Source organism: Bacillus sp. FAU18, assembly GCF_056033885.1.
Window position 1 is genome coordinate 2,039,646 of record NZ_JBVYHZ010000003.1, and the last position, 20,915, is coordinate 2,060,560.

General features: G+C 47.0%; 20 protein-coding genes. 17 read left to right on the top strand and 3 right to left on the bottom strand.

Translation table 11 applies throughout. The annotated features are described in order from the left end of the window. The first annotated feature begins 132 nt into the window (after positions 1 to 132). From purE to purD, 12 genes are all read left to right on the top strand, one after another. The gene (gene purE, locus AC0OMU_RS10905; protein ID WP_003244134.1) at positions 133 to 621 is read left to right on the top strand and encodes a 5-(carboxyamino)imidazole ribonucleotide mutase; all 489 of its coding nucleotides are present in this window, start codon (positions 133 to 135) and stop codon (positions 619 to 621) included. Next, positions 614 to 1,756, top strand: coding sequence for a 5-(carboxyamino)imidazole ribonucleotide synthase (purK, locus tag AC0OMU_RS10910; RefSeq protein WP_474241177.1), 1,143 nt, complete (start codon positions 614 to 616; stop codon positions 1,754 to 1,756). Before purE ends, purK begins: the two co-directional genes overlap by 8 nt. Further along, positions 1,753 to 3,048 carry an adenylosuccinate lyase gene (gene purB, locus AC0OMU_RS10915; RefSeq protein WP_029726598.1) on the top strand — a complete coding sequence of 432 codons (1,296 nt, stop codon included), beginning with the start codon at positions 1,753 to 1,755 and terminating at the stop codon, positions 3,046 to 3,048. The genes purK and purB overlap by 4 nt, the downstream gene beginning before the upstream one ends. A gap of 73 nt (positions 3,049 to 3,121) precedes the next feature. Further along, positions 3,122 to 3,847: a phosphoribosylaminoimidazolesuccinocarboxamide synthase gene (purC, locus tag AC0OMU_RS10920; RefSeq protein WP_251218270.1), complete on the top strand. Its 726-nt coding sequence runs from the start codon at positions 3,122 to 3,124 to the stop codon at positions 3,845 to 3,847. Next, positions 3,840 to 4,094, top strand: a complete 255-nt coding sequence (gene purS, locus AC0OMU_RS10925; protein WP_003219409.1) for a phosphoribosylformylglycinamidine synthase subunit PurS — start codon at positions 3,840 to 3,842, stop codon at positions 4,092 to 4,094. Before purC ends, purS begins: the two co-directional genes overlap by 8 nt. Continuing rightward, positions 4,091 to 4,774, top strand: a complete 684-nt coding sequence (gene purQ, locus AC0OMU_RS10930; protein WP_014663062.1) for a phosphoribosylformylglycinamidine synthase subunit PurQ — start codon at positions 4,091 to 4,093, stop codon at positions 4,772 to 4,774. Before purS ends, purQ begins: the two co-directional genes overlap by 4 nt. Next, positions 4,758 to 6,986, top strand: a complete 2,229-nt coding sequence (gene purL / locus AC0OMU_RS10935) for a phosphoribosylformylglycinamidine synthase subunit PurL (RefSeq protein WP_049140793.1) — start codon at positions 4,758 to 4,760, stop codon at positions 6,984 to 6,986. The genes purQ and purL overlap by 17 nt, the downstream gene beginning before the upstream one ends. Next, on the top strand, positions 6,962 to 8,392 hold the full coding sequence (purF, locus tag AC0OMU_RS10940) for an amidophosphoribosyltransferase (RefSeq protein WP_003233947.1): 1,431 nt from the start codon (positions 6,962 to 6,964) through the stop codon (positions 8,390 to 8,392). The genes purL and purF overlap by 25 nt, the downstream gene beginning before the upstream one ends. A gap of 101 nt (positions 8,393 to 8,493) precedes the next feature. Further along, entirely contained in the window at positions 8,494 to 9,534 is a 1,041-nt protein-coding gene (gene purM, locus AC0OMU_RS10945) for a phosphoribosylformylglycinamidine cyclo-ligase (protein ID WP_014479061.1), read from the top strand. Continuing rightward, positions 9,531 to 10,118: a phosphoribosylglycinamide formyltransferase gene (gene purN, locus AC0OMU_RS10950; protein ID WP_032722972.1), complete on the top strand. Its 588-nt coding sequence runs from the start codon at positions 9,531 to 9,533 to the stop codon at positions 10,116 to 10,118. Before purM ends, purN begins: the two co-directional genes overlap by 4 nt. Further along, on the top strand, positions 10,115 to 11,653 hold the full coding sequence (gene purH / locus AC0OMU_RS10955) for a bifunctional phosphoribosylaminoimidazolecarboxamide formyltransferase/IMP cyclohydrolase (RefSeq protein WP_015383000.1): 1,539 nt from the start codon (positions 10,115 to 10,117) through the stop codon (positions 11,651 to 11,653). Before purN ends, purH begins: the two co-directional genes overlap by 4 nt. A gap of 15 nt (positions 11,654 to 11,668) precedes the next feature. Continuing rightward, entirely contained in the window at positions 11,669 to 12,937 is a 1,269-nt protein-coding gene (purD, locus tag AC0OMU_RS10960) for a phosphoribosylamine--glycine ligase (RefSeq protein WP_474241178.1), read from the top strand. A gap of 39 nt (positions 12,938 to 12,976) precedes the next feature. On the opposite strand, the gene AC0OMU_RS10965 is transcribed toward purD, so the two are convergent. Next, entirely contained in the window at positions 12,977 to 13,396 is a 420-nt protein-coding gene (locus AC0OMU_RS10965) for an Lrp/AsnC family transcriptional regulator (RefSeq protein ID WP_251188019.1), read from the bottom strand. Positions 13,397 to 13,539: 143 nt separating this feature from the next. Here AC0OMU_RS10965 and AC0OMU_RS10970 point away from each other — a divergent pair, with 143 nt between their 5' ends. Next, positions 13,540 to 14,814, top strand: a complete 1,275-nt coding sequence (locus tag AC0OMU_RS10970; RefSeq protein WP_327844124.1) for an amino acid permease — start codon at positions 13,540 to 13,542, stop codon at positions 14,812 to 14,814. A 14-nt stretch (positions 14,815 to 14,828) separates the two neighbouring features. Here the strand turns inward: AC0OMU_RS10970 and AC0OMU_RS10975 are convergent, their stop codons facing one another. Beyond that, positions 14,829 to 15,056: a YgaP family membrane protein gene (locus tag AC0OMU_RS10975; RefSeq protein WP_040083954.1), complete on the bottom strand. Its 228-nt coding sequence runs from the start codon at positions 15,054 to 15,056 to the stop codon at positions 14,829 to 14,831. Positions 15,057 to 15,184: 128 nt separating this feature from the next. Here AC0OMU_RS10975 and AC0OMU_RS10980 point away from each other — a divergent pair, with 128 nt between their 5' ends. From AC0OMU_RS10980 to AC0OMU_RS10990, 3 genes are read left to right on the top strand one after another with little or no spacing between them, the layout of a single operon-like run. Beyond that, the gene (locus AC0OMU_RS10980; RefSeq protein ID WP_474241179.1) at positions 15,185 to 16,927 is read left to right on the top strand and encodes an adenine deaminase; all 1,743 of its coding nucleotides are present in this window, start codon (positions 15,185 to 15,187) and stop codon (positions 16,925 to 16,927) included. A 26-nt stretch (positions 16,928 to 16,953) separates the two neighbouring features. Further along, positions 16,954 to 17,949, top strand: a complete 996-nt coding sequence (locus AC0OMU_RS10985) for a DUF3048 domain-containing protein (RefSeq protein WP_063335622.1) — start codon at positions 16,954 to 16,956, stop codon at positions 17,947 to 17,949. Positions 17,950 to 17,951: 2 nt separating this feature from the next. Beyond that, complete coding sequence (locus tag AC0OMU_RS10990) at positions 17,952 to 18,266, top strand: YerC/YecD family TrpR-related protein (protein ID WP_003219429.1); 315 nt, start codon at positions 17,952 to 17,954, stop codon at positions 18,264 to 18,266. A gap of 37 nt (positions 18,267 to 18,303) precedes the next feature. Here AC0OMU_RS10990 and AC0OMU_RS10995 read toward each other — a convergent pair whose 3' ends face one another. Next, positions 18,304 to 19,881, bottom strand: a complete 1,578-nt coding sequence (locus AC0OMU_RS10995; protein WP_474241180.1) for an FMN-binding glutamate synthase family protein — start codon at positions 19,879 to 19,881, stop codon at positions 18,304 to 18,306. Between the two features lie 262 nt (positions 19,882 to 20,143). Between AC0OMU_RS10995 and pcrB the strand changes: the two genes are divergently transcribed. Beyond that, positions 20,144 to 20,830: a heptaprenylglyceryl phosphate synthase gene (gene pcrB, locus AC0OMU_RS11000; protein ID WP_181218480.1), complete on the top strand. Its 687-nt coding sequence runs from the start codon at positions 20,144 to 20,146 to the stop codon at positions 20,828 to 20,830. The last annotated feature ends 85 nt before the right edge of the window (positions 20,831 to 20,915 follow it).

The window sequence follows — 20,915 nt, forward strand, 5'->3', positions numbered from 1 at the left end:
GGATATATCGCAGAAGCGAACGACTGACGATACATGTACCATGCCCGGTTTGTATTGCTTCCTCATAAGTGCAATGCAGAGCGGGTATTTTTTATTTTCTGAAAACTAAAGCATTAGAAGGTGGGGAACAGAATGCAGCCGCTAGTAGGAATCATCATGGGAAGCACTTCCGATTGGGAGACAATGAAACACGCATGCGACATACTTGACGAACTCAATGTTCCGTACGAAAAAAAGGTCGTTTCCGCTCACCGGACGCCTGATTTCATGTTTGAATATGCTGAAACTGCTAGAGAAAGAGGCATCAAGGTGATCATTGCCGGTGCCGGAGGAGCGGCGCATCTGCCAGGGATGACGGCTGCGAAAACAACACTGCCAGTCATTGGAGTTCCGGTTCAGTCCAAGGCGCTGAACGGAATGGATTCACTTCTTTCCATCGTCCAAATGCCTGGAGGCGTGCCTGTTGCGACAACATCCATCGGCAAAGCGGGTGCTGTGAACGCAGGCCTGTTAGCGGCGCAAATTTTGTCAGCTTTTGACGAAGACCTTGCCCGTAAGCTGGATGAGAGAAGAGAAAATACAAAACAGACAGTGTTAGAAAGCAGTGATCAGCTTGTCTAAACAAATCATCTATCCGGGAGCTGTAATCGGCATTATCGGCGGCGGCCAGCTTGGGAAAATGATGGCTGTGTCCGCCAAACAAATGGGGTATAAAGTCGCGGTCGTTGATCCGGTGAAAGATTCGCCGTGCGGGCAGGTTGCGGATGTCGAAATTACCGCTCATTATAATGACCGTGAAGCGATTCGAAAATTGGCTGAAATCAGCGATATCATCACATATGAGTTTGAAAACATCGACTATGATGCGCTGCATTGGCTAAAAGATCATGCGTATCTCCCTCAAGGAAGTGAGCTGCTGCTCATTACCCAAAACCGTGAAACAGAGAAAAAAGCAATTCAAGCCGCGGGCTGTGAAGTCGCACCGTACAGCATCGTCAAAACAAAGGATGAACTGAAACAGGCGGTACAGGAGCTTGGGCTTCCGGCAGTGCTGAAAACATGCCGCGGCGGGTACGACGGCAAAGGCCAATTTGTGATAAAAGAAGCGGCGCAAATGGAGCAGGCAGCCGCTCTGTTAGAACACGGAACTTGCATTCTTGAAAGCTGGGTTTCTTTTAAAATGGAACTGTCGGTGATCGTTGTCAGATCGGTAAACGGTGAAATTTCAACATTTCCGACAGCTGAAAACATTCACCACAACAATATTCTTTTCCAAAGCATCGTGCCCGCACGGGTAGAGAAAGGGATTCAGCAGAAGGCTGCTGATCTCGCAGTTAAGCTTGCAGATGAGCTTAACCTTGTCGGACCGCTTGCTGTTGAGATGTTCCTGACAGAGGACGGAGAGCTTTTGGTCAATGAACTGGCGCCAAGACCGCACAATTCTGGGCATTATACGCTGGACCTTTGCGAGACGAGCCAGTTTGAGCAGCATATCAGAGCGGTATGCGGGCTTCCGCTTGGGAAGACAGATTTGCTGAAGCCGGGCATGATGGTGAATCTTCTCGGCGATGAAGTGAAGCTTGTTGAGGAAGACCCGGAGCTTTTAAAAGAGGCAAAGCTATATATATACGGAAAACATGAAATCAAAAAAGGCCGCAAAATGGGGCATATTACATTTATGAAGCAGCCTGAAGACGAATGGATTCAGGAGATCACAAATAAATGGATGAATAGAGACGGAGGACAAGCAGAATGATCGAACGTTATTCAAGACCTGAAATGTCCGCGATTTGGACGGATGAAAACAGATTTCAAGCATGGCTGGAGGTAGAGATTCTTGCCTGTGAAGCGTGGGCGGAGCTTGGCGTCATTCCAAAAGAAGACGTAAAGCTGATGCGCGAGAACGCGTCATTTGACATCAACCGCATTTTAGAAATCGAACAGGACACGCGCCATGACGTTGTCGCTTTTACACGCGCCGTTTCCGAATCACTGGGCGAAGAAAGAAAATGGGTGCACTACGGATTAACGTCAACTGACGTTGTTGATACGGCCCTTTCCTACTTATTAAAACAGGCAAACGATATTCTGCTCAAGGATCTTGAGAGATTTGTTGACATTATAAAAGAAAAAGCGAAAGAACATAAATACACAGTCATGATGGGGCGCACGCACGGCGTACACGCTGAGCCTACAACTTTCGGCTTAAAACTTGCGCTTTGGCATGAAGAAATGAAACGTAATCTTGAGCGCTTTAAACAAGCGAAAGCAGGCATTGAGGTTGGAAAGATTTCCGGCGCTGTCGGCACATATGCGAACATTGATCCATTTGTTGAACAATATGTCTGTGAGAAGCTCGGATTGAAAGCAGCACCGATTTCAACTCAAACCCTTCAGCGTGACCGCCATGCTGACTATATGGCAACACTCGCTTTGATCGCGACAAGCATTGAGAAATTCGCCGTGGAAATCCGCGGACTGCAAAAGAGTGAAACACGTGAAGTTGAGGAATTTTTCGCGAAAGGGCAAAAGGGTTCATCTGCAATGCCGCATAAACGAAATCCGATTGGCTCTGAAAACATGACAGGCATGGCGCGCGTGATCCGCGGCTACATGATGACAGCTTACGAAAATGTTCCATTATGGCATGAGCGCGATATTTCTCATTCTTCAGCAGAACGGATTATTCTTCCGGATGCGACAATTGCGCTGAACTACATGCTGAACCGCTTCTCCAACATCGTGAAGAACTTAACGGTCTTCCCGGAAAACATGAAGCGCAACATGGACCGCACTCTCGGCCTTATCTATTCTCAGCGTGTGCTGCTTGCTTTGATTGACACAGGCCTTACACGTGAAGAAGCCTATGATACAGTTCAGCCGAAAGCAATGGAAGCGTGGGAAAAACAAGTGCCGTTCCGCGAACTTGTGGAAGCGGAAGAGAAAATCACGTCACGTCTTTCTCCGGAAAAAATTGCTGACTGCTTTGATTACAATTACCATCTGAAAAATGTTGATCTGATCTTTGAACGTTTAGGTTTAGCATAGAAGAAGCTTTTAGCGGCTTCTTCTAAGCCGCCGCAGTTTGAAAATTCCCAACATTCGGGTTAGGAGGCCTTCCGTGAATATTGTGAAGAATGAACTTTTATACGAAGGAAAAGCAAAAAAGATCTACAAAACCGATGACGATAACACGCTATATGTCGTGTATAAAGACTCCGCCACTGCCTTTAACGGCGAGAAAAAAGCAGAAATCAGCGGAAAAGGGCGCTTAAATAACGAGATTTCAAGCTTGATTTTCAAACATCTTCATACAAAGGGCATTAACAATCATTTTATCGAGCGCATTTCTGAAACAGAACAGCTCATTAAAAAGGTAACGATCGTGCCGCTTGAAGTCGTCGTCAGAAATGTTGTGGCAGGAAGCATGTCCAAACGTCTCGGCATTCCAGAAGGCACGGAACTTGAACAGCCGATTATCGAGTTTTACTACAAGGATGACGCGCTGGGTGATCCGCTCATCACAGAAGATCATATTTGGCTTTTGAAGGCGGCGACTCCTGAGCAGGTAGAAACCATTAAGTCCATTACAAAAACAGTAAATGAAGAGCTTCAAAGCATCTTCGACGATTGTCATGTCAGATTAATAGATTTCAAGCTTGAATTCGGTTTAGATGCAGAAGGGCAAGTGCTTTTGGCGGATGAAATTTCTCCTGACACATGCCGCTTGTGGGATAAAGATACGAACGAAAAGCTGGATAAAGATTTATTCAGACGCAATCTGGGAAGCTTAACCGACGCATACGAAGAGATTTTCAAAAGACTGGGAGGCATTCATCATGTATAAAGTAAAAGTTTATGTCAGCTTAAAAGAAAGTGTACTAGATCCACAAGGGAGCGCTGTCCAGCATGCCTTGCACAGTATGACTTATAACGAAGTTCAAGATGTGCGCATCGGGAAATACATGGAGCTTACCATTGAAAAATCTGACCGTGATCTTGACGTGCTAGTGAAAGAAATGTGCGAAAAACTTCTTGCGAACACAGTGATTGAAGATTACAGATACGAGGTTGAGGAGGTAGTCGCACAGTGAAATTTGCGGTGATTGTGTTACCCGGCTCCAACTGTGATATCGATATGTATCATGCTGTAAAGGATGAGCTCGGCCATGAAGTGGAATACGTCTGGCATGAGGAAACAAGCCTTGACGGCTTCGACGGCGTGTTAATTCCGGGAGGATTTTCTTACGGCGACTACTTAAGATGCGGCGCTATCGCCCGATTTGCGAATATTATGCCAGCTGTCAAACAAGCAGCGGCTGAAGGAAAACCTGTTCTTGGCGTCTGCAACGGATTCCAGATTTTACAGGAGCTTGGCCTTTTGCCAGGCGCAATGAGACGCAACAAAGATTTGAAGTTCATTTGCCGTCCGGTTGAATTAATTGTTCAGAACGACGAAACCTTATTCACAGCTTCCTACGAAAAGGGACAATCGATTACAATCCCGGTTGCCCACGGTGAAGGGAATTTCTACTGTGATGACGAGACGCTTGCTTCATTAAAGGAAAACAATCAAATTGCTTTCACATACGGCTCTAATATTAATGGAAGTGTCAGCGACATTGCCGGTGTCGTGAATGAAAAAGGCAATGTATTAGGCATGATGCCTCACCCTGAGCGCGCGGTCGATGAACTGCTTGGAAGCGCCGACGGTCTTAAATTGTTCCAGTCTATCGTGAAAAATTGGAGGGAAACTCATGTCACTACTGCTTGAACCAAGTAAAGAACAAATAAAAGAAGAGAAACTGTATCAGCAAATGGGTGTCAGTGATGATGAGTTTGCATTGATAGAATCCATTCTTGGAAGATTGCCGAACTACACAGAAATCGGAATTTTTTCTGTCATGTGGTCTGAGCATTGCAGCTACAAAAACTCAAAGCCGATTCTGCGTAAATTCCCGACAAGCGGCGAGCGTGTGCTGCAGGGGCCTGGGGAAGGCGCCGGAATCGTTGATATCGGTGATAACCAAGCGGTTGTGTTCAAAATTGAATCACATAACCACCCATCAGCTCTCGAGCCTTACCAAGGCGCTGCGACTGGCGTAGGCGGAATTATCCGTGATGTATTCTCAATGGGTGCCCGTCCAATCGCTGTATTGAACTCTCTTCGATTTGGTGAACTGACTTCACCCCGCGTGAAGTACTTGTTTGAAGAAGTAGTAGCGGGTATTGCCGGATACGGCAACTGTATCGGCATCCCGACAGTCGGCGGAGAAGTGCAGTTTGACAGCAGCTATGAAGGAAATCCGCTCGTCAACGCCATGTGCGTCGGTTTAATCAATCATGAAGACATCAAAAAAGGCCAGGCAAAGGGTGTCGGCAACACAGTAATGTACGTAGGAGCGAAAACAGGGCGTGACGGCATCCACGGCGCTACGTTTGCTTCTGAAGAAATGTCAGACTCGTCTGAAGAAAAGCGTTCTGCTGTCCAAGTCGGCGATCCGTTTATGGAGAAGCTTTTGCTTGAAGCATGTCTGGAAGTCATCCAATGCGACGCCTTAGTCGGCATTCAGGATATGGGAGCTGCCGGTTTAACAAGCTCAAGTGCAGAAATGGCAAGTAAAGCCGGTTCTGGCATTGAAATGAACCTTGACCTGATTCCTCAGCGAGAAACAGGCATGACCGCGTATGAAATGATGCTTTCTGAATCACAAGAACGGATGCTTTTGGTTATTGAGCGCGGACGTGAGCAGGAAATCATCGATATTTTTGACAAGTATGATCTTGAAGCGGTTTCTGTCGGACATGTGACAGATGATAAAATGCTTCGCCTGACACACAAAGGAGAGGTTGTGTGCGAGCTGCCTGTTGATGCCTTGGCAGAAGAAGCACCGGTTTACCATAAGCCTTCTCAAGAGCCTGCTTATTATCGCGAGTTTTTGGAAACGGACGTTCCGGCTCCGCAAATTGAAGATGCGAATGAAACGCTGAAGGCCCTTCTTCAGCAGCCGACGATTGCGAGTAAAGAGTGGGTTTACGATCAGTATGACTACATGGTGCGCACGAATACAGTTGTCGCTCCTGGGTCTGATGCTGGTGTTCTCAGAATCCGCGGAACGAAAAAGGCGCTGGCGATGACGACAGACTGTAACGCGCGTTATCTCTATCTTGATCCTGAAGTCGGCGGGAAAATTGCTGTCGCTGAAGCAGCGCGCAACATCATTTGCTCAGGCGCAGAACCGCTTGCGGTCACAGATAACCTTAACTTCGGAAACCCGGAGAAGCCGGAAATCTTCTGGCAGATCGAAAAAGCGGCAGACGGCATAAGCGAAGCGTGCAATGTTCTCAGCACACCGGTTATCGGCGGTAACGTATCGCTTTATAACGAATCAAACGGCACGGCGATCTATCCGACACCAGTTATCGGCATGGTTGGCTTAATTGAAGATACAGCACACATTACAACACAGCATTTCAAACAAGCGGGAGATCTCGTATATGTGATCGGTGAAACAAAACCAGAGTTTGCCGGAAGCGAGCTGCAAAAAATGACAGAAGGCCGTATTTACGGCAAAGCGCCGCAAATCGATCTTGATGTAGAGCTGTCTCGTCAAAAAGCACTGCTTGACGCGATTAAAAAAGGCTTCGTTCAATCTGCGCATGATGTGTCTGAAGGCGGCTTAGGCGTAGCGATTGCGGAAAGTGTCATGACGACGGAAAACCTTGGCGCTAATGTGACTGTAGAAGGGGAAGCGGCATTATTATTCTCTGAATCTCAATCCCGCTTCGTTGTTTCAGTGAAAAAAGAACATCAAGAAGCGTTTGAAGCAACTGTCAAAGATGCGGTTCATATTGGTGAGGTAACGGCTGACGGAATTCTGGCGATTCAAAACCAAGATGGACAACAAATGATTCATGCGCAAACGAAAGAGCTTGAACGCGTATGGAAAGGAGCTATCCCATGCTTGCTGAAATCAAAGGCTTAAATGAAGAATGCGGCGTTTTTGGGATTTGGGGACATGAAGAAGCCCCGCAGATCACGTATTACGGTCTCCACAGCCTTCAGCACAGAGGACAGGAGGGTGCGGGCATCGTAGCGACTGATGGTGAAAAGCTGACGGCTCACAAAGGCCAAGGGCTGATCACTGAAGTATTTCAAAATGGCGAACTCAGCAAAGTAAAGGGAAAAGGCGCTATCGGGCACGTTCGGTACGCAACGGCTGGAGGCGGCGGATACGAAAATGTTCAGCCGCTCCTCTTCCGTTCCCAAAACAACGGCAGCCTGGCGCTTGCTCATAACGGAAACCTTGTCAACGCCACTCAGCTGAAGCAGCAGCTCGAAAATCAAGGGAGCATTTTTCAAACCTCTTCGGATACAGAGGTTTTGGCTCACCTGATCAAAAGAAGCGGACATTTCACGCTGAAGGACCAAATTAAAAACTCGCTTTCTATGCTGAAAGGCGCCTACGCGTTCCTGATCATGACCGAAACAGAAATGATTGTCGCGCTTGATCCAAACGGGCTGAGACCGCTATCCATCGGCATGATGGGCGACGCTTATGTGGTCGCATCAGAAACATGCGCATTTGACGTCGTCGGCGCAACATACCTTCGCGAGGTAGAGCCGGGGGAAATGCTGATCATTAATGATGAAGGCATGAAATCAGAGCGTTTTTCCATGAATATCAACCGTTCCATTTGCAGCATGGAGTACATTTATTTCTCCAGACCAGACAGCAATATTGACGGTATTAATGTGCACAGTGCCCGTAAAAACCTTGGAAAAATGCTGGCTCAGGAATCCGCAGTTGAAGCTGACGTCGTAACCGGGGTTCCGGATTCCAGTATTTCTGCGGCGATCGGCTATGCAGAGGCAACAGGCATTCCGTATGAGCTGGGCTTAATCAAAAACCGCTATGTCGGCAGAACATTTATTCAGCCGTCCCAGGCTCTGCGTGAGCAAGGCGTCAGAATGAAGCTGTCTGCAGTGCGCGGGGTTGTAGAAGGCAAACGCGTCGTGATGGTGGATGACTCTATCGTACGCGGAACAACTAGCCGCCGGATTGTGACGATGCTTAGAGAAGCGGGTGCGACAGAGGTGCATGTGAAAATCAGTTCACCGCCGATCGCTCATCCGTGCTTTTACGGCATTGATACTTCCACACATGAAGAACTGATCGCGTCTTCGCATTCTGTTGAAGAAATCCGTCAGGAAATCGGAGCCGATACCCTCTCATTTTTGAGTGTGGAAGGGCTGCTGAAAGGCATCGGCAGAAAATACGATGACTCGAATTGCGGACAGTGTCTCGCTTGCTTTACAGGAAAATATCCGACTGAAATTTACCAGGATACAGTGCTTCCTCACGTAAAAGAAGCAGTATTAACCAAATAAAACTTGAAAAATGACATAAAGGCAGCGCAGTTCGGCTGCCTTTCTCTTTCTGCCCTCATTCGGGGAGATATTTTGAAAAGCGCCTTAAAGGAGTGAATAGGATGTCTGAAGCATATAAAAACGCAGGAGTTGACATCGAAGCCGGATATGAAGCTGTAAAACGAATGAAAAAACACGTGGAGCGCACGAAACGGCTTGGCGTTATGGGCAGCCTTGGCGGTTTTGGCGGCATGTTTGACCTGTCTGAGCTTTCTTATCAAAAACCAGTTCTCATTTCGGGGACGGACGGTGTCGGCACAAAATTAAAGCTCGCTTTTTCCATGGATAAGCATGACACGATTGGCGTGGACGCTGTTGCAATGTGTGTCAATGACGTGCTGGCACAAGGTGCAGAGCCGCTGTTTTTCCTCGATTATTTAGCGGTCGGCAAAGCGGACCCAGTGAAAATTGAACAGATTGTACAAGGTGTTGCGGAAGGCTGTGAGCAGTCAGGTTCAGCCTTAGTCGGCGGTGAAACGGCTGAAATGCCGGGGCTCTATACAGCTGATGAATACGATATAGCCGGTTTCTCAGTCGGAGTGGCAGAAAAGGATGAAATCGTGACTGGAGAAAACATCAAAGAGGGTCATCTTTTGATCGGCCTCAGCTCCAGCGGTCTTCACAGCAACGGCTTTTCTCTTGTCAGAAAAGTGCTTCTGGATGATGCGGAGCTTGACCTTGATACAACATATGAGCCATTTGAACGCCCGCTTGGCGAGGAGTTGCTTGAACCGACAAGGATTTACGTGAAGCCTGTGCTTGCCGCGGTCAAAAGCGGAAAAATCGACGGCATGGCGCACGTGACAGGCGGAGGATTTATTGAAAATATTCCGCGTATGCTTCCGGAAGGCTTAAGTGCGGAAATTGATCATGGTTCATGGCCGATCCCGCCAATTTTTTCTTTCTTGCAAGAGTACGGCAAGCTAAAGGAAGAAGACATGTTCAACGTCTTTAATATGGGTATCGGTTTTGTTTTGGCTGTCAAAGAAGAGCATTTGACAGATGTGATCGGAACGCTTGAAAGCCATGGAGAAAAAGCCTATTTAATCGGGCGTGTGAAAAAAGGTGAAGGCGTCACATTCGGCGGTGCGGCACTTTCATGAAAAAGTTTGCGGTATTTGCATCAGGAAACGGTTCAAACTTCGAAGCCATCGTTACGCGTTTAAAGGAGGAGAACTGGGATGCGTCAGCAGCGCTACTCGTTTGCGACAAACCGCAGGCGAAAGTCATCGAACGGGCGGAAGCATTCCATATTCCTTCCTTTGCATTTGAGCCCAAGTCTTATGAAAACAAGGCTGCATTTGAACAAGCCATCATTGAACAGCTTCGTCTTCACGAGGTTGAATTGATTGTTCTTGCCGGCTATATGAGGCTGATCGGTGATACGCTCCTTCAAGCATATGGAGGAAAAATCATTAACATTCACCCTTCGCTTCTTCCGGCGTTTCCTGGAATCGACGCAGTCGGACAGGCATACCGGGCGGGTGTGAAGGTGGCCGGAATCACCGTGCATTATGTCGATGAAGGAATGGATACAGGTCCGATCATCGCTCAAAAGGCAATCGAAATTGATGAACATGATACATTGGAAACAATCGAACAGCGGATTCACAAGCTTGAGCATAAATGGTATCCGAGTGTGATTAAACAGCTATTAGGATTAAATAACAGAGGTGAAAAGGCATGACCATTAAACGTGCGTTAATCAGTGTTTCAGATAAAACAAATCTCGTTCCTTTCGTAAAAGAACTGACAGAGCTTGGCGTTGAAGTCATCTCCACAGGCGGAACGAAAAAGCTTCTTCAAGAAAACGGTGTGGATGTGATCGGAATTTCGGAAGTGACAGGCTTCCCTGAAATTATGGACGGCCGGTTAAAAACCCTTCACCCGAATATTCACGGCGGCCTTCTGGCGGTTCGCGGCAATGAAGAGCATATGGCGCAGATCAATGAACACGGGATTCAGCCGATTGACCTCGTTGTCGTCAACCTCTATCCATTTAAAGAAACGATTTCTAAGGAAGACGTCACATATGAAGAAGCGATCGAAAATATCGACATCGGCGGACCGGGCATGCTGCGTGCGGCATCAAAGAACCATCAGGATGTCACGGTTATCGTCGATCCGGCCGATTACAGCCCAGTGCTAAATCAAATCAAAGAAGAAGGCAGCGTATCTCTTCAGAAAAAACGCGAGCTCGCGGCAAAAGTATTCCGTCATACTGCGGCATATGATGCACTGATCGCTGACTATCTGACAAATGTTGTCGGTGAAAAAGAACCAGAGCAATTCACTGTGACATTTGAGAAAAAACAATCGCTTCGCTATGGAGAAAACCCGCATCAGGAAGCAACTTTCTATCAAACAGCTCTTCCTGTCAAAGGCTCCATTGCGCAAGCAGAACAGCTTCACGGAAAAGAGCTTTCTTACAACAACATTAAAGACGCGGATGCGGCAGTTCAAATCGTTCGTGAATTCACTGAGCCGGCTGCGGTTGCTGTGAAACATATGAATCCGTGCGGCGTAGGAACAGGAAAAACGATCGCAGAAGCGTTTGACAGAGCGTTTGAAGCGGATAAAACATCTATCTTCGGCGGCATTATCGCGCTGAACCGTGAAGTGGACAAGGCAACTGCCGAAGCGCTTCATAACATTTTCTTAGAAATCATCATTGCGCCTTCATTCAGCCAAGAAGCGCTCGACGTCCTGACTGCGAAGAAAAATCTCCGTCTGCTGACGCTTGACGTATCCGTCGCTGTTCAAAAGGAAAAACAGCTGACATCTGTTCAAGGCGGGCTGCTGATTCAAGATTTAGATATGCACGGCTTCGATGAAGCTGAGATTAGCATTCCGACAAAAAGAGAGCCGAACGAGCAAGAGTGGGAAGACTTGAAGCTTGCTTGGAAAGTCGTGAAGCATGTGAAATCAAATGCGATTGTTCTCGCGAAGGACAACATGACAGTCGGCGTGGGAGCAGGCCAAATGAACCGCGTCGGATCGGCAAAAATCGCCATCGAGCAAGCAGGGGAAAAAGCGAAGGGCAGCGCGCTCGGTTCGGATGCATATTTCCCAATGCCAGATACTGTCGAAGAAGCGGCAAAAGCGGGCGTTACAGCCATCATTCAGCCAGGCGGATCGATCCGTGATGAGGATTCCATCAAAAAAGCGGATGAATACGGCATTGCCATGGTATTCACCGGCATCAGACACTTCAAACATTAAGGGGATGAAAACGACGTGAATGTATTAATTATCGGTAAAGGCGGAAGAGAACATACGCTGGCGTGGAAGGCAGCGCAAAGCAGCCTCGTCGAGAATGTATTTGCCGCTCCCGGAAATGACGGCATGGCAGCTTCCGCACAGCTTGTAAACATTGAGGAAAGCGACCACGCAGGGCTTGTCTCGTTTGCAAAAGAAAACCAGGTCGGCCTGACCATTGTCGGCCCTGAGGTTCCTTTAATTGAAGGTCTGGTGGATCAATTTGAAAAAGCGGGTCTGCGCGTGTTCGGCCCGTCAAAAGCCGCGGCGATCATCGAAGGAAGCAAACAGTTCGCTAAGGATTTAATGAAGAAATACGACATTCCGACCGCAGAATACGACACGTTTACATCCTTTGAAGAGGCGAAGGCATATGTGCAGGAAAAAGGTGCTCCGATTGTGATAAAAGCAGATGGACTTGCAGCTGGAAAAGGCGTTACTGTGGCTATGACAGAGGAAGAAGCAATTGCATGTCTGCATGACTTTCTTGAAGATGAAAAGTTCGGTGATGCGAGCGCGTCCGTTGTCATTGAAGAATATCTTTCTGGTGAAGAATTTTCTCTGATGGCCTTTGTCAAAGGGGAAAAGGTGTATCCGATGGTGATTGCCCAGGATCACAAGCGTGCGTTTGACGGAGACAAAGGCCCGAATACGGGCGGAATGGGCGCTTACTCTCCAGTTCCGCAAATTTCGGAAGAAACGGTCCGCCATGCTGTAGAAACCATCGTTAAGCCGGCCGCAAAAGCAATGGTACAAGAAGGCCGTTCCTTCATTGGCGTTTTGTACGCTGGATTGATGCTTACTGAAAATGGCTCGAAGGTCATCGAATTTAATGCCCGTTTCGGCGATCCGGAAACACAGGTCGTGCTTCCGCGCATGGAATCTGATCTGGTACAGGTGCTTCTTGATCTTTTAGATGATAAGGAAGTTGACTTAAGATGGAAGGATACCGCGGCAGTGAGTGTTGTGCTTGCATCAGAAGGGTATCCGGAAAGCTACGCAAAAGGCACGCCGATCGGCAGCCTTGCAGCAGAAACAGAGCAGGTCGTGGTTTTCCATGCCGGAACGAAAGCTGAAGGCGGAGAGTTCGTTACAAACGGGGGCCGCGTTGCCAATGTAACGGCTTTTGATGAAACGTTTGAAGCGGCTAGAGACCGAGTGTACAAAGCGGTTGATGAAATTTTCAAACCGGGACTCTTTTTCAGAAAAGACATTGGGGCACGCGCTTTAAAGGCTGCCCAAAAATAAGTGAGGAAAACCCGCAGAATAGCTGCGGGTTTTTTGTTATCAAAAAGCGGGATGGCAGCTGGAAGAAGAAAGGACAACGAGCGTGGTTGGTTTTCCATGGGCCATCGAGGCGTCTATAAAATCTTCAAGCGTATGTACCGATTCTGTCACGACCTTTGTCACATAGCTGTACATACCCGTGATGCGGTGGTTTTCTGCTACATCAGGGTGCGCTTTTGCAAAGGCGGCGTAGTGCTTGCAGCTTTTCGGCTCCATGAGAATAAAAGCGGTGACATGCTTGTTTAGTTTTTCGTAACAGATATTCGCGCTGTAGCCGGTAATCACTCCTTTGTCTTCAAGCTTCCTGACACGCTCCGCCGCGCTTGGCGAACTGAGTCCGACAAGCTTTCCCAGCTCAACCATCGTTAATCTGCCGTTTCGCTGCAAATGCGAGAGAATTTGAAGGTCTGTACCGTCCATTTGTCTGACTCCTTTACATATTTAGGCGAATGAATGAAAATTCCTTTGATCGTAAGGTAATGCTGTTGATTTACCTTCATTGTAGCATATGGATGCCGTCTTATTTTTTCTATAATAAAGCCATCAACGGGAGAGGAGGCATCATGTTGCCAGAATTGCAGCGTTCGATCACTTGGATACAAGGAACGGCCTTAACGATTGGGGCGGTTTTAGGCTGCGGGATATTAATCCTGCCGTCTGTCACCGCGGACACGGCCGGTCCGGCTTCTTTATTCGTCTGGGTATTCATGTCTTTTTTATCTTTTCTTCTTGTCGGCACGCTGGCCCGGCTTGTGAAAATCGCGCCCAGCGCGGGAGGAATCACGGCTTATGTGCAGCTGGCCTTTCAGAAAAAAGCCGGGGCTATTTTGGGCTGGATCATGTTAGGGTCCGTTCCGATCGGCGTTCCCATCATCGCTTTGACTGGCGCGCATTACGTCAGTTACGTCACAGAGGCGGCGGATTGGCAGATTACATTGATTGCTGGTTGTATGCTGGCTATATCTATTTTGCTTCATATGAGAGGAATTCAACTATCTGCAAACATCAGTACACTCGTTATTTGTGTCATCGTATTTCTGCTTGTCACTTCTATTGCTGTGTCATTGCCACACGTCACGATAGCAGAATTCAAGCCGTTTCTTACGCATGGCTGGTCTGCCGCGGGATCTGTTTCAGTTATGATTTTTTTCTCTTTTGTAGGCTGGGAAATGATTACCCCGTTGGCTGAGGAATTTCATCGCCCTGAAAAAGATGTCCCGCTCAGCTTGTTTTTGGCAGCGTCTTGTGTGGCAGGGCTGTATATCATGCTGTCATTTGTGACGGTGGGAACTCATTCATACGGTGAGAATGGAGAAATTGCATCGCTTGCCATGCTCATCTCAAAAGGAGCAGGGGAAAGCGGTGTATATGTCACGGTATGTTTAGCGCTGTTTATTACATTCGCCACCATTCATGCCAATATTGCTGGTTTTTCCAGAATGGTGTACGCATTGGCGAGGGAGGGGCACATTCCCGTATATTTTGGAAAACTGAATGCGACAAAACGTACGCCTATTCGCGTTTTGACAGCGATGACTGCAGTGTTTGGTTTAGTGCTTGCAGCGCATGGCGTGTTTCAAATCGATTTGACAACTCTGTTGAAAGGGCCGAGCGCAGCTTTCATCGCATCTTACATATGTACAATGGCGGCAGCACTGAAACTCCTGAGCTGGAGAGATTTAGGCTGGTGGATGGCGCTCGGAGCGTTTGTGGCGTGCACAGTGATTTACTCATTCAGCGGCTGGGCACTTCTTTATCCGGCAGTGCTGGCAGCTGCAGGATATTTCTATATGAAAACAAAGAGTGGGCATAAAAAAAAGCTCGATCACGTTTCGTGATCAAGCTTTTTCGTTTATCCGTTTTGCTGGCCGTTATTTCCAGAATCGCTATTTTGAAACATGTAGGTCACAGGGCAGAATCGAAGGATTCCCGAACCAGCTTTCATGGCCCCCATAAAGATGTAAAAGAGATGCATTCTGCACCAAGGTTTTTTCGTAAACTTTGCGCTGGCGGCTGACATAATCGTCAATCCGCAGGCGATTCTGAACACGGCATTGATGAGACTGATGTTTGGCTTCAAGGAAATCCGCTCCTTTTACTTAAAAAAGTTTTTTAATCGAACCTTCAAAAATTTGTAACGTTTTTATCGTGCGTGATGAGGAAGGATGTGATACCATGAGTCTAATACATGTAAAGGAGAGTATGTGAATGTCCGAACGCACCTTTAACTGGAAAAACAAAGACATCAGGGCACAGGTTGATGTTGTAGACTCAAAGCTGCTTCCAACGCTCCTTTTACGGAATGCTCTCGTCTTAAATCCATATGTAAAACAATGGCTGAAAAAAAACATTTGGATTTATCAGGACCGCATTGTTTATGTGGGTCATGAACTTCCGAATAGAGCCGAAGAAATTCATACAATTGATTGTGAAGGAAAATACATTGTGCCAGGTTATATTGAACCGCACGCACATCCTTTTCAAATATATAATCCCCAAACACTGGCGGAATATGTGTCTCAATACGGAACAACGACATTCGTGAATGATAACTTATTTTTGCTTTTGCAAAGCGGAAAAAAGAAAGCGCTTACGATTTTGAATGAACTCAAAAAGCAGCCTGTTCAGTATTTTTGGTGGTCACGCTATGACCTCCAGACCGAGGTTTTGAACGAGGACCACGTCCTTCCGTTTGACGTCAGAAAACAGTGGATTGAACATCCGGATGTGATTCAAGGCGGAGAAATGACCGGATGGCCTCGCTTGGTAGATGGTGATGATTTAATGCTCCACTGCATGCAAGCTACAAAGAAACAGCGAAAACGCATTGAAGGGCATTTTCCCGGCGCTTCTGATAAAACGCTTACAAAAATGAAGCTGTTCGGTGCGGATTGTGATCATGAAGCGATGACAGGTGATGAAGTGATGAGAAGGCTGGAACTGGGCTATTATGTTTCCCTTCGGAACTCTTCCATTCGCCCCGATGTAAGAAAAATCTTGCAAGAACTGCATGAGAAGGGCTTCCGCTATTATGACCACTTCTTTTACACGACAGATGGCGCAACCCCGAATTTCTATAAAGGCGGCATGACAAACGAGCTGATTCGCATCGCTTTAGAAGAAGGTGTACCTGCAATCGATGCCTACAATATGGCATCATTTAATATCGCAAAGTATTACCAAATGGATGATTATTTAGGAGTTATCGGACCGGGTAGACTGGCATCGCTCAACATACTGGAAGATCCGTTAAATCCGAATCCCGTGACTGTTCTGTCAAAAGGGACCATTCTGCGTGAAGACGGCTGTAATTTGAAGGCGTTTACAAAGACGGACTGGCACAAAGGCGGTCTTGTCCCGCTTGAGCTTTCATATGATATGACGATGGATGACTTGCAGTTTTCTATGCCGATGGGCGTGAAAATGCGGAATGCGGTTATTATGGAGCCGTATATGATTGAGATCGACAATTCGATGGAACAGCTCTCGTTTGACCATGATGAAAGCTATTTGACGATGCTCGACAGACACGGGAAATGGCGCGTCAATACGATGATAAAAGGGTTTGCCTCAAGCGTGCAGGGTTTTGTAAGCTCTTTTACGACGACGGGCGACATTGTCGCGATTGGAAAAAATAAAGCGGATATGCTGCTCGCTTTCGCCCGCATGAAAGAAATCGGAGGAGGAATTGTTCTGGCGGAAAATGGCAGCATTCTGTATGAAATTCCGCTTGCGCTGTGCGGCTGCGCCTCTTCGGAAGCATATGAAGTCGTGCTTGAGAAGGAACAAAAGCTGAGAGATCTTTTGACTGAAAGAGGCTATGAGTTTTGCGATCCTATCTATACGCTGCTCTTTTTGCAAAGTACGCACCTTCCGTATATACGCATTACGCCAAGAGGAATCTTCGACGTCATGAAAAAAACTGTACTCTTTCCATCGATAATGCGTTAAAATATAAAAGAGCAGGGAGCCGACATATGAAAAAATGGATGACAGTTTGCGCGCTGTGTTTCGTGTTTTTTCTGCTGGTATCCTGCCAGCAGAAGGATGCTGTCCCGGATACTGCAAAGAAGCTGAAAGCTCCTTTAACGGGGCTAAAGACTGAACAGAAGGTGACTGAACGCCGGCCTGTTGCTGTTGTGGTGAACAATCACCCGAAGGCGAGGCCGCAGTCGGGTCTGTCTAAAGCCGACATTGTCATAGAAGCGCTAGCCGAAGGGCAAATCACAAGATTTCTGGCCATTTTCCAAAGCCAGATGCCTGAAACTGTCGGACCTGTGCGGAGCGCGCGGGAATATTTCGTCACTCTCAGCAATGGCTTTGACAGCATATTTGTCCATCACGGCTGGAGTCCCGGCGCCAAAGAGCAGCTGGAATCCGGAGCTGCTGATTATATGAACGGATTAGATTTTGACGGAAGCTTATTTTGGAGAGCTGATTTCAGCAAACCGCCCCACAATTCCTATACGTCTTATGATTACATAAAAAAGGCGGCAGATCAAAAGGGGTATAAGCTGAAGCAGGAAACAAATCCGCTGCTGTTTCAAACATCAGATGCAAAACCTGCAAATGAATCTTACAATGTTCGGGTAGATTATGGAACAAATAACGTTACAAATCTTGTCGAATACAACTATGATAAAAAAGCTGAATCTTATACAAGAAGCTCTGATGGTGTCATAACGACAGACCGGGAAACCGGAAAGCCGGTTGCAATGCAAAATATTTTCATTGTTGAAGCCAGCCATCATATTATTGATCAAGATGGAAGGCGGGACATCGACTTGGAATCAGGAGGAAAAGGTCTGTTGTTTCAGCACGGAAACGTCATTGAAACAGACTGGAAACAAGTGAATGGCAGAATTGTGCCGGTAAAAGACGGCAAGTGGCTTCCGTTTGTGCCAGGAAAGACTTGGATCAATATCGTACCTGATCTTGATGCGGCTTCCATTAGTAAAGGAGAAGGTGTGTAACGATGCAAATCGATAAATTACGCGGCAAAGAGCTGGACCAGTTATTTAACTCGATCTTATCGCTGAAAGACCTGGAGGAATGTTACCGATTCTTCGATGATCTATGCACAATTAACGAAATTCAATCGCTGGCTCAGCGCCTTGAAGTGGCGCGCATGCTTCGCGAAGGAAACACGTATCATAAGATTGAAACAGAAACAGGCGCTTCCACGGCTACGATTTCCCGTGTGAAACGCTGCTTAAATTACGGGAATGACGCTTATGAAATGGCGCTTGACCGTGTGAAGGAGACGGAAACTGAGTCTTCTTCAAAATAACATAGAACCGCCCTGCCGTTCGGCAAGGGCGGTTTCTTTATGAAACAAATTGATGGATCAGGTTGTCGATATCGATGAGACTGCCATCCTCTTTCCGATAGACAACATGCTCCTTGGAAAAGTGAACCGGCGAATTGATCCCTGCTGCGGCTGCAAGGTTAAACAGCCCCTCACGCAAAGAAATAACGTAGTTGCAGACACGATGCTGTTTTTCCTCAACGCTCAATGCTTTTTGCAATTTCGGATCTGTCGTCGCCACACCTGCCGGACAGGTGTTGGTGTGGCAGACGAGAGCGCGGATGCAGCCAACGGAAAACATCATGCCGCGTGCGATGTTGACAAAGTCAGCGCCGAGGGCTAAGGCGACCGCGATTTTATCAGGAGTCAGGAGCTTTCCGGAAGCAAAGATTTTCAGCTGGCTGCGCAAGCCGTACTGTTTAAGAAGCGTGTCCACAATAGGCAGCGCTGTCATAATCGGAAGGCCGACTGTATCCGCGAGCTCGTAAAAGGAAGCTCCGGTACCGCCTTCACTTCCGTCGATCGTGATAAAATCCGGATGCTTTCCGCTTTTCTGCATATAAGAGAAAAGCTCATGCAATTCTTCAGGATGCCCTGCGACAAGTTTGATGCCGACTGGCTTTTGTCCGACATCTCTAAGTTTTTCAATAAAGTCGAGCATTTCAGGAGGGTTTGAGAATTCATAAAAGCGGTTCGGGCTGTCAATCGACTTTCCAGGTTCGACATTCCGAATGTCTGCCACTTCCTCTGATACTTTGGCGCCGTCGACATGGCCGCCGCGGGTTTTCGCTCCTTGTGCCAGCTTTAGCTCAAACGCTTTAATCTGGTCAATCCTGCTTTTTCTTTTAAATTCCTCCCATGAAAATTCCCCGTTTCTTTTGCGCACGCCGAATAGACCCGGACCGATTTGGCAAATGATATCGGCGCCGCCCTTTAAGTGATACTCAGACAATCCTCCTTCACCTGTATTCATCCAGGTTCCGCCTGCCTGATGGAGCCCTTTTGAGAGCGCCGTAACAGCCCGTTCTCCAAGAGAACCGTAGCTCATGGCAGACTGGCCGACTAAGCCCTTCACATAAAATGGCTTCTCGCATGTATGCTCGCCAATCACCTGTACATCATCAGGATGGAGAAAGTACGGGTCTGCCTTGATATGTTCGGCATGCTCCTTGCGTTTGAACAGATTGTCAGCATCCATTTTATAGATTTGGGTTTCAATTTTTGGCGTTTGATTTACGTGCATTTCTTCCCTTTGTTTTGGAAACATAGCGTTACGGATATAATAGCCAGGTTTATCAAAATCTCTTACAGATCCAAAGCCCATCATTCTGCTTTTGTATTTGCCGGAGATGACGGTTTGCTCATATTCCTTTCGTGAAAAAGGCTGCTCCTCATTGTCATTGCTGTATAAATACTGTCTGAGCTCCGGCCCGATTTTTTCAAGGATATACCGAAACCTTCCGATGACGGGATAGTTGCGAAGAATTGAGTGCTCCTGCTGTTTTTCATCCTTTATGTAGATCCAGGCAAACAAGACGATCGGGATAGCGATGATCCCTATGATAAATGCGATGAGTGCTATTATGATGGTGTCCATCTCTCAGCCTCCCTTTTTATGTAACCATTTCCACAGTTGAACACTTTCCAAACAATAGCAGAAGGAATCTGGTGAAAAATGTGTGCTTCTGCCGATACAGGACTCAGCGAGCAGGTACTGCCATATGCTCTTTTTTTATGAAAATAGAATCAAAACACCTTTTTCAGTGAATAACGAGATTAACGGCTTTTTCCGTTTTTCCGCGCTATGTGAATTTGTTATAATGTTTAAATGGTAACAAACGAATGGAGGAACGTATGACGTGTACGATGTAACGGAGTGGAAGCATGTCTTTAAACTCGATCCAAATAAAGATTTGCCTGACGAACAGCTGGAGATTCTTTGCGAATCAGGAACGGATGCGGTCATCATCGGAGGAAGCGATGGTGTGACAGAGGATAATGTCCTGCGGATGATGTCTAAGGTAAGACGGTTTTTGGTGCCGTGTGTCCTTGAGGTATCAGCGATTGAAGCGATCGTTCCAGGCTTTGACTTATATTTTATTCCGAGTGTATTAAACAGCAAAAACGCGGATTGGATTGTCGGAATGCACCAGAAAGCCATGAAGGAATACGGAGAACTGATGTCTATGGAAGAAATCGTGGCGGAGGGCTACTGCATCGCAAATCCAGATTGCAAAGCCGCGGCACTGACTGAAGCGGACGCCGATCTGAATATGGATGATATTGTCGCCTATGCGCGTGTGTCGGAGCTGCTGCAACTGCCGATTTTTTATTTAGAATACAGCGGCATGCTTGGAGACATAGAAGCTGTCAAGAAAACGAAGGCTGTATTGGAAACGTCCACCTTGTTTTATGGCGGCGGCATCAAAGATGCGGAAACGGCCAAACAGTACGCAGAGCATGCGGACGTGATCGTTGTAGGCAATGCTGTGTATGAAGATTTCGACATGGCTTTGAAAACAGTAGCGGCTGTGAAAGGCGAGTAGTAAATTGTACGGATTTGGTTTATGATAGAACATATGTTTTGTATAGGCGGGTGAACAAATTTTGAATTATATTAGCAATCAATTA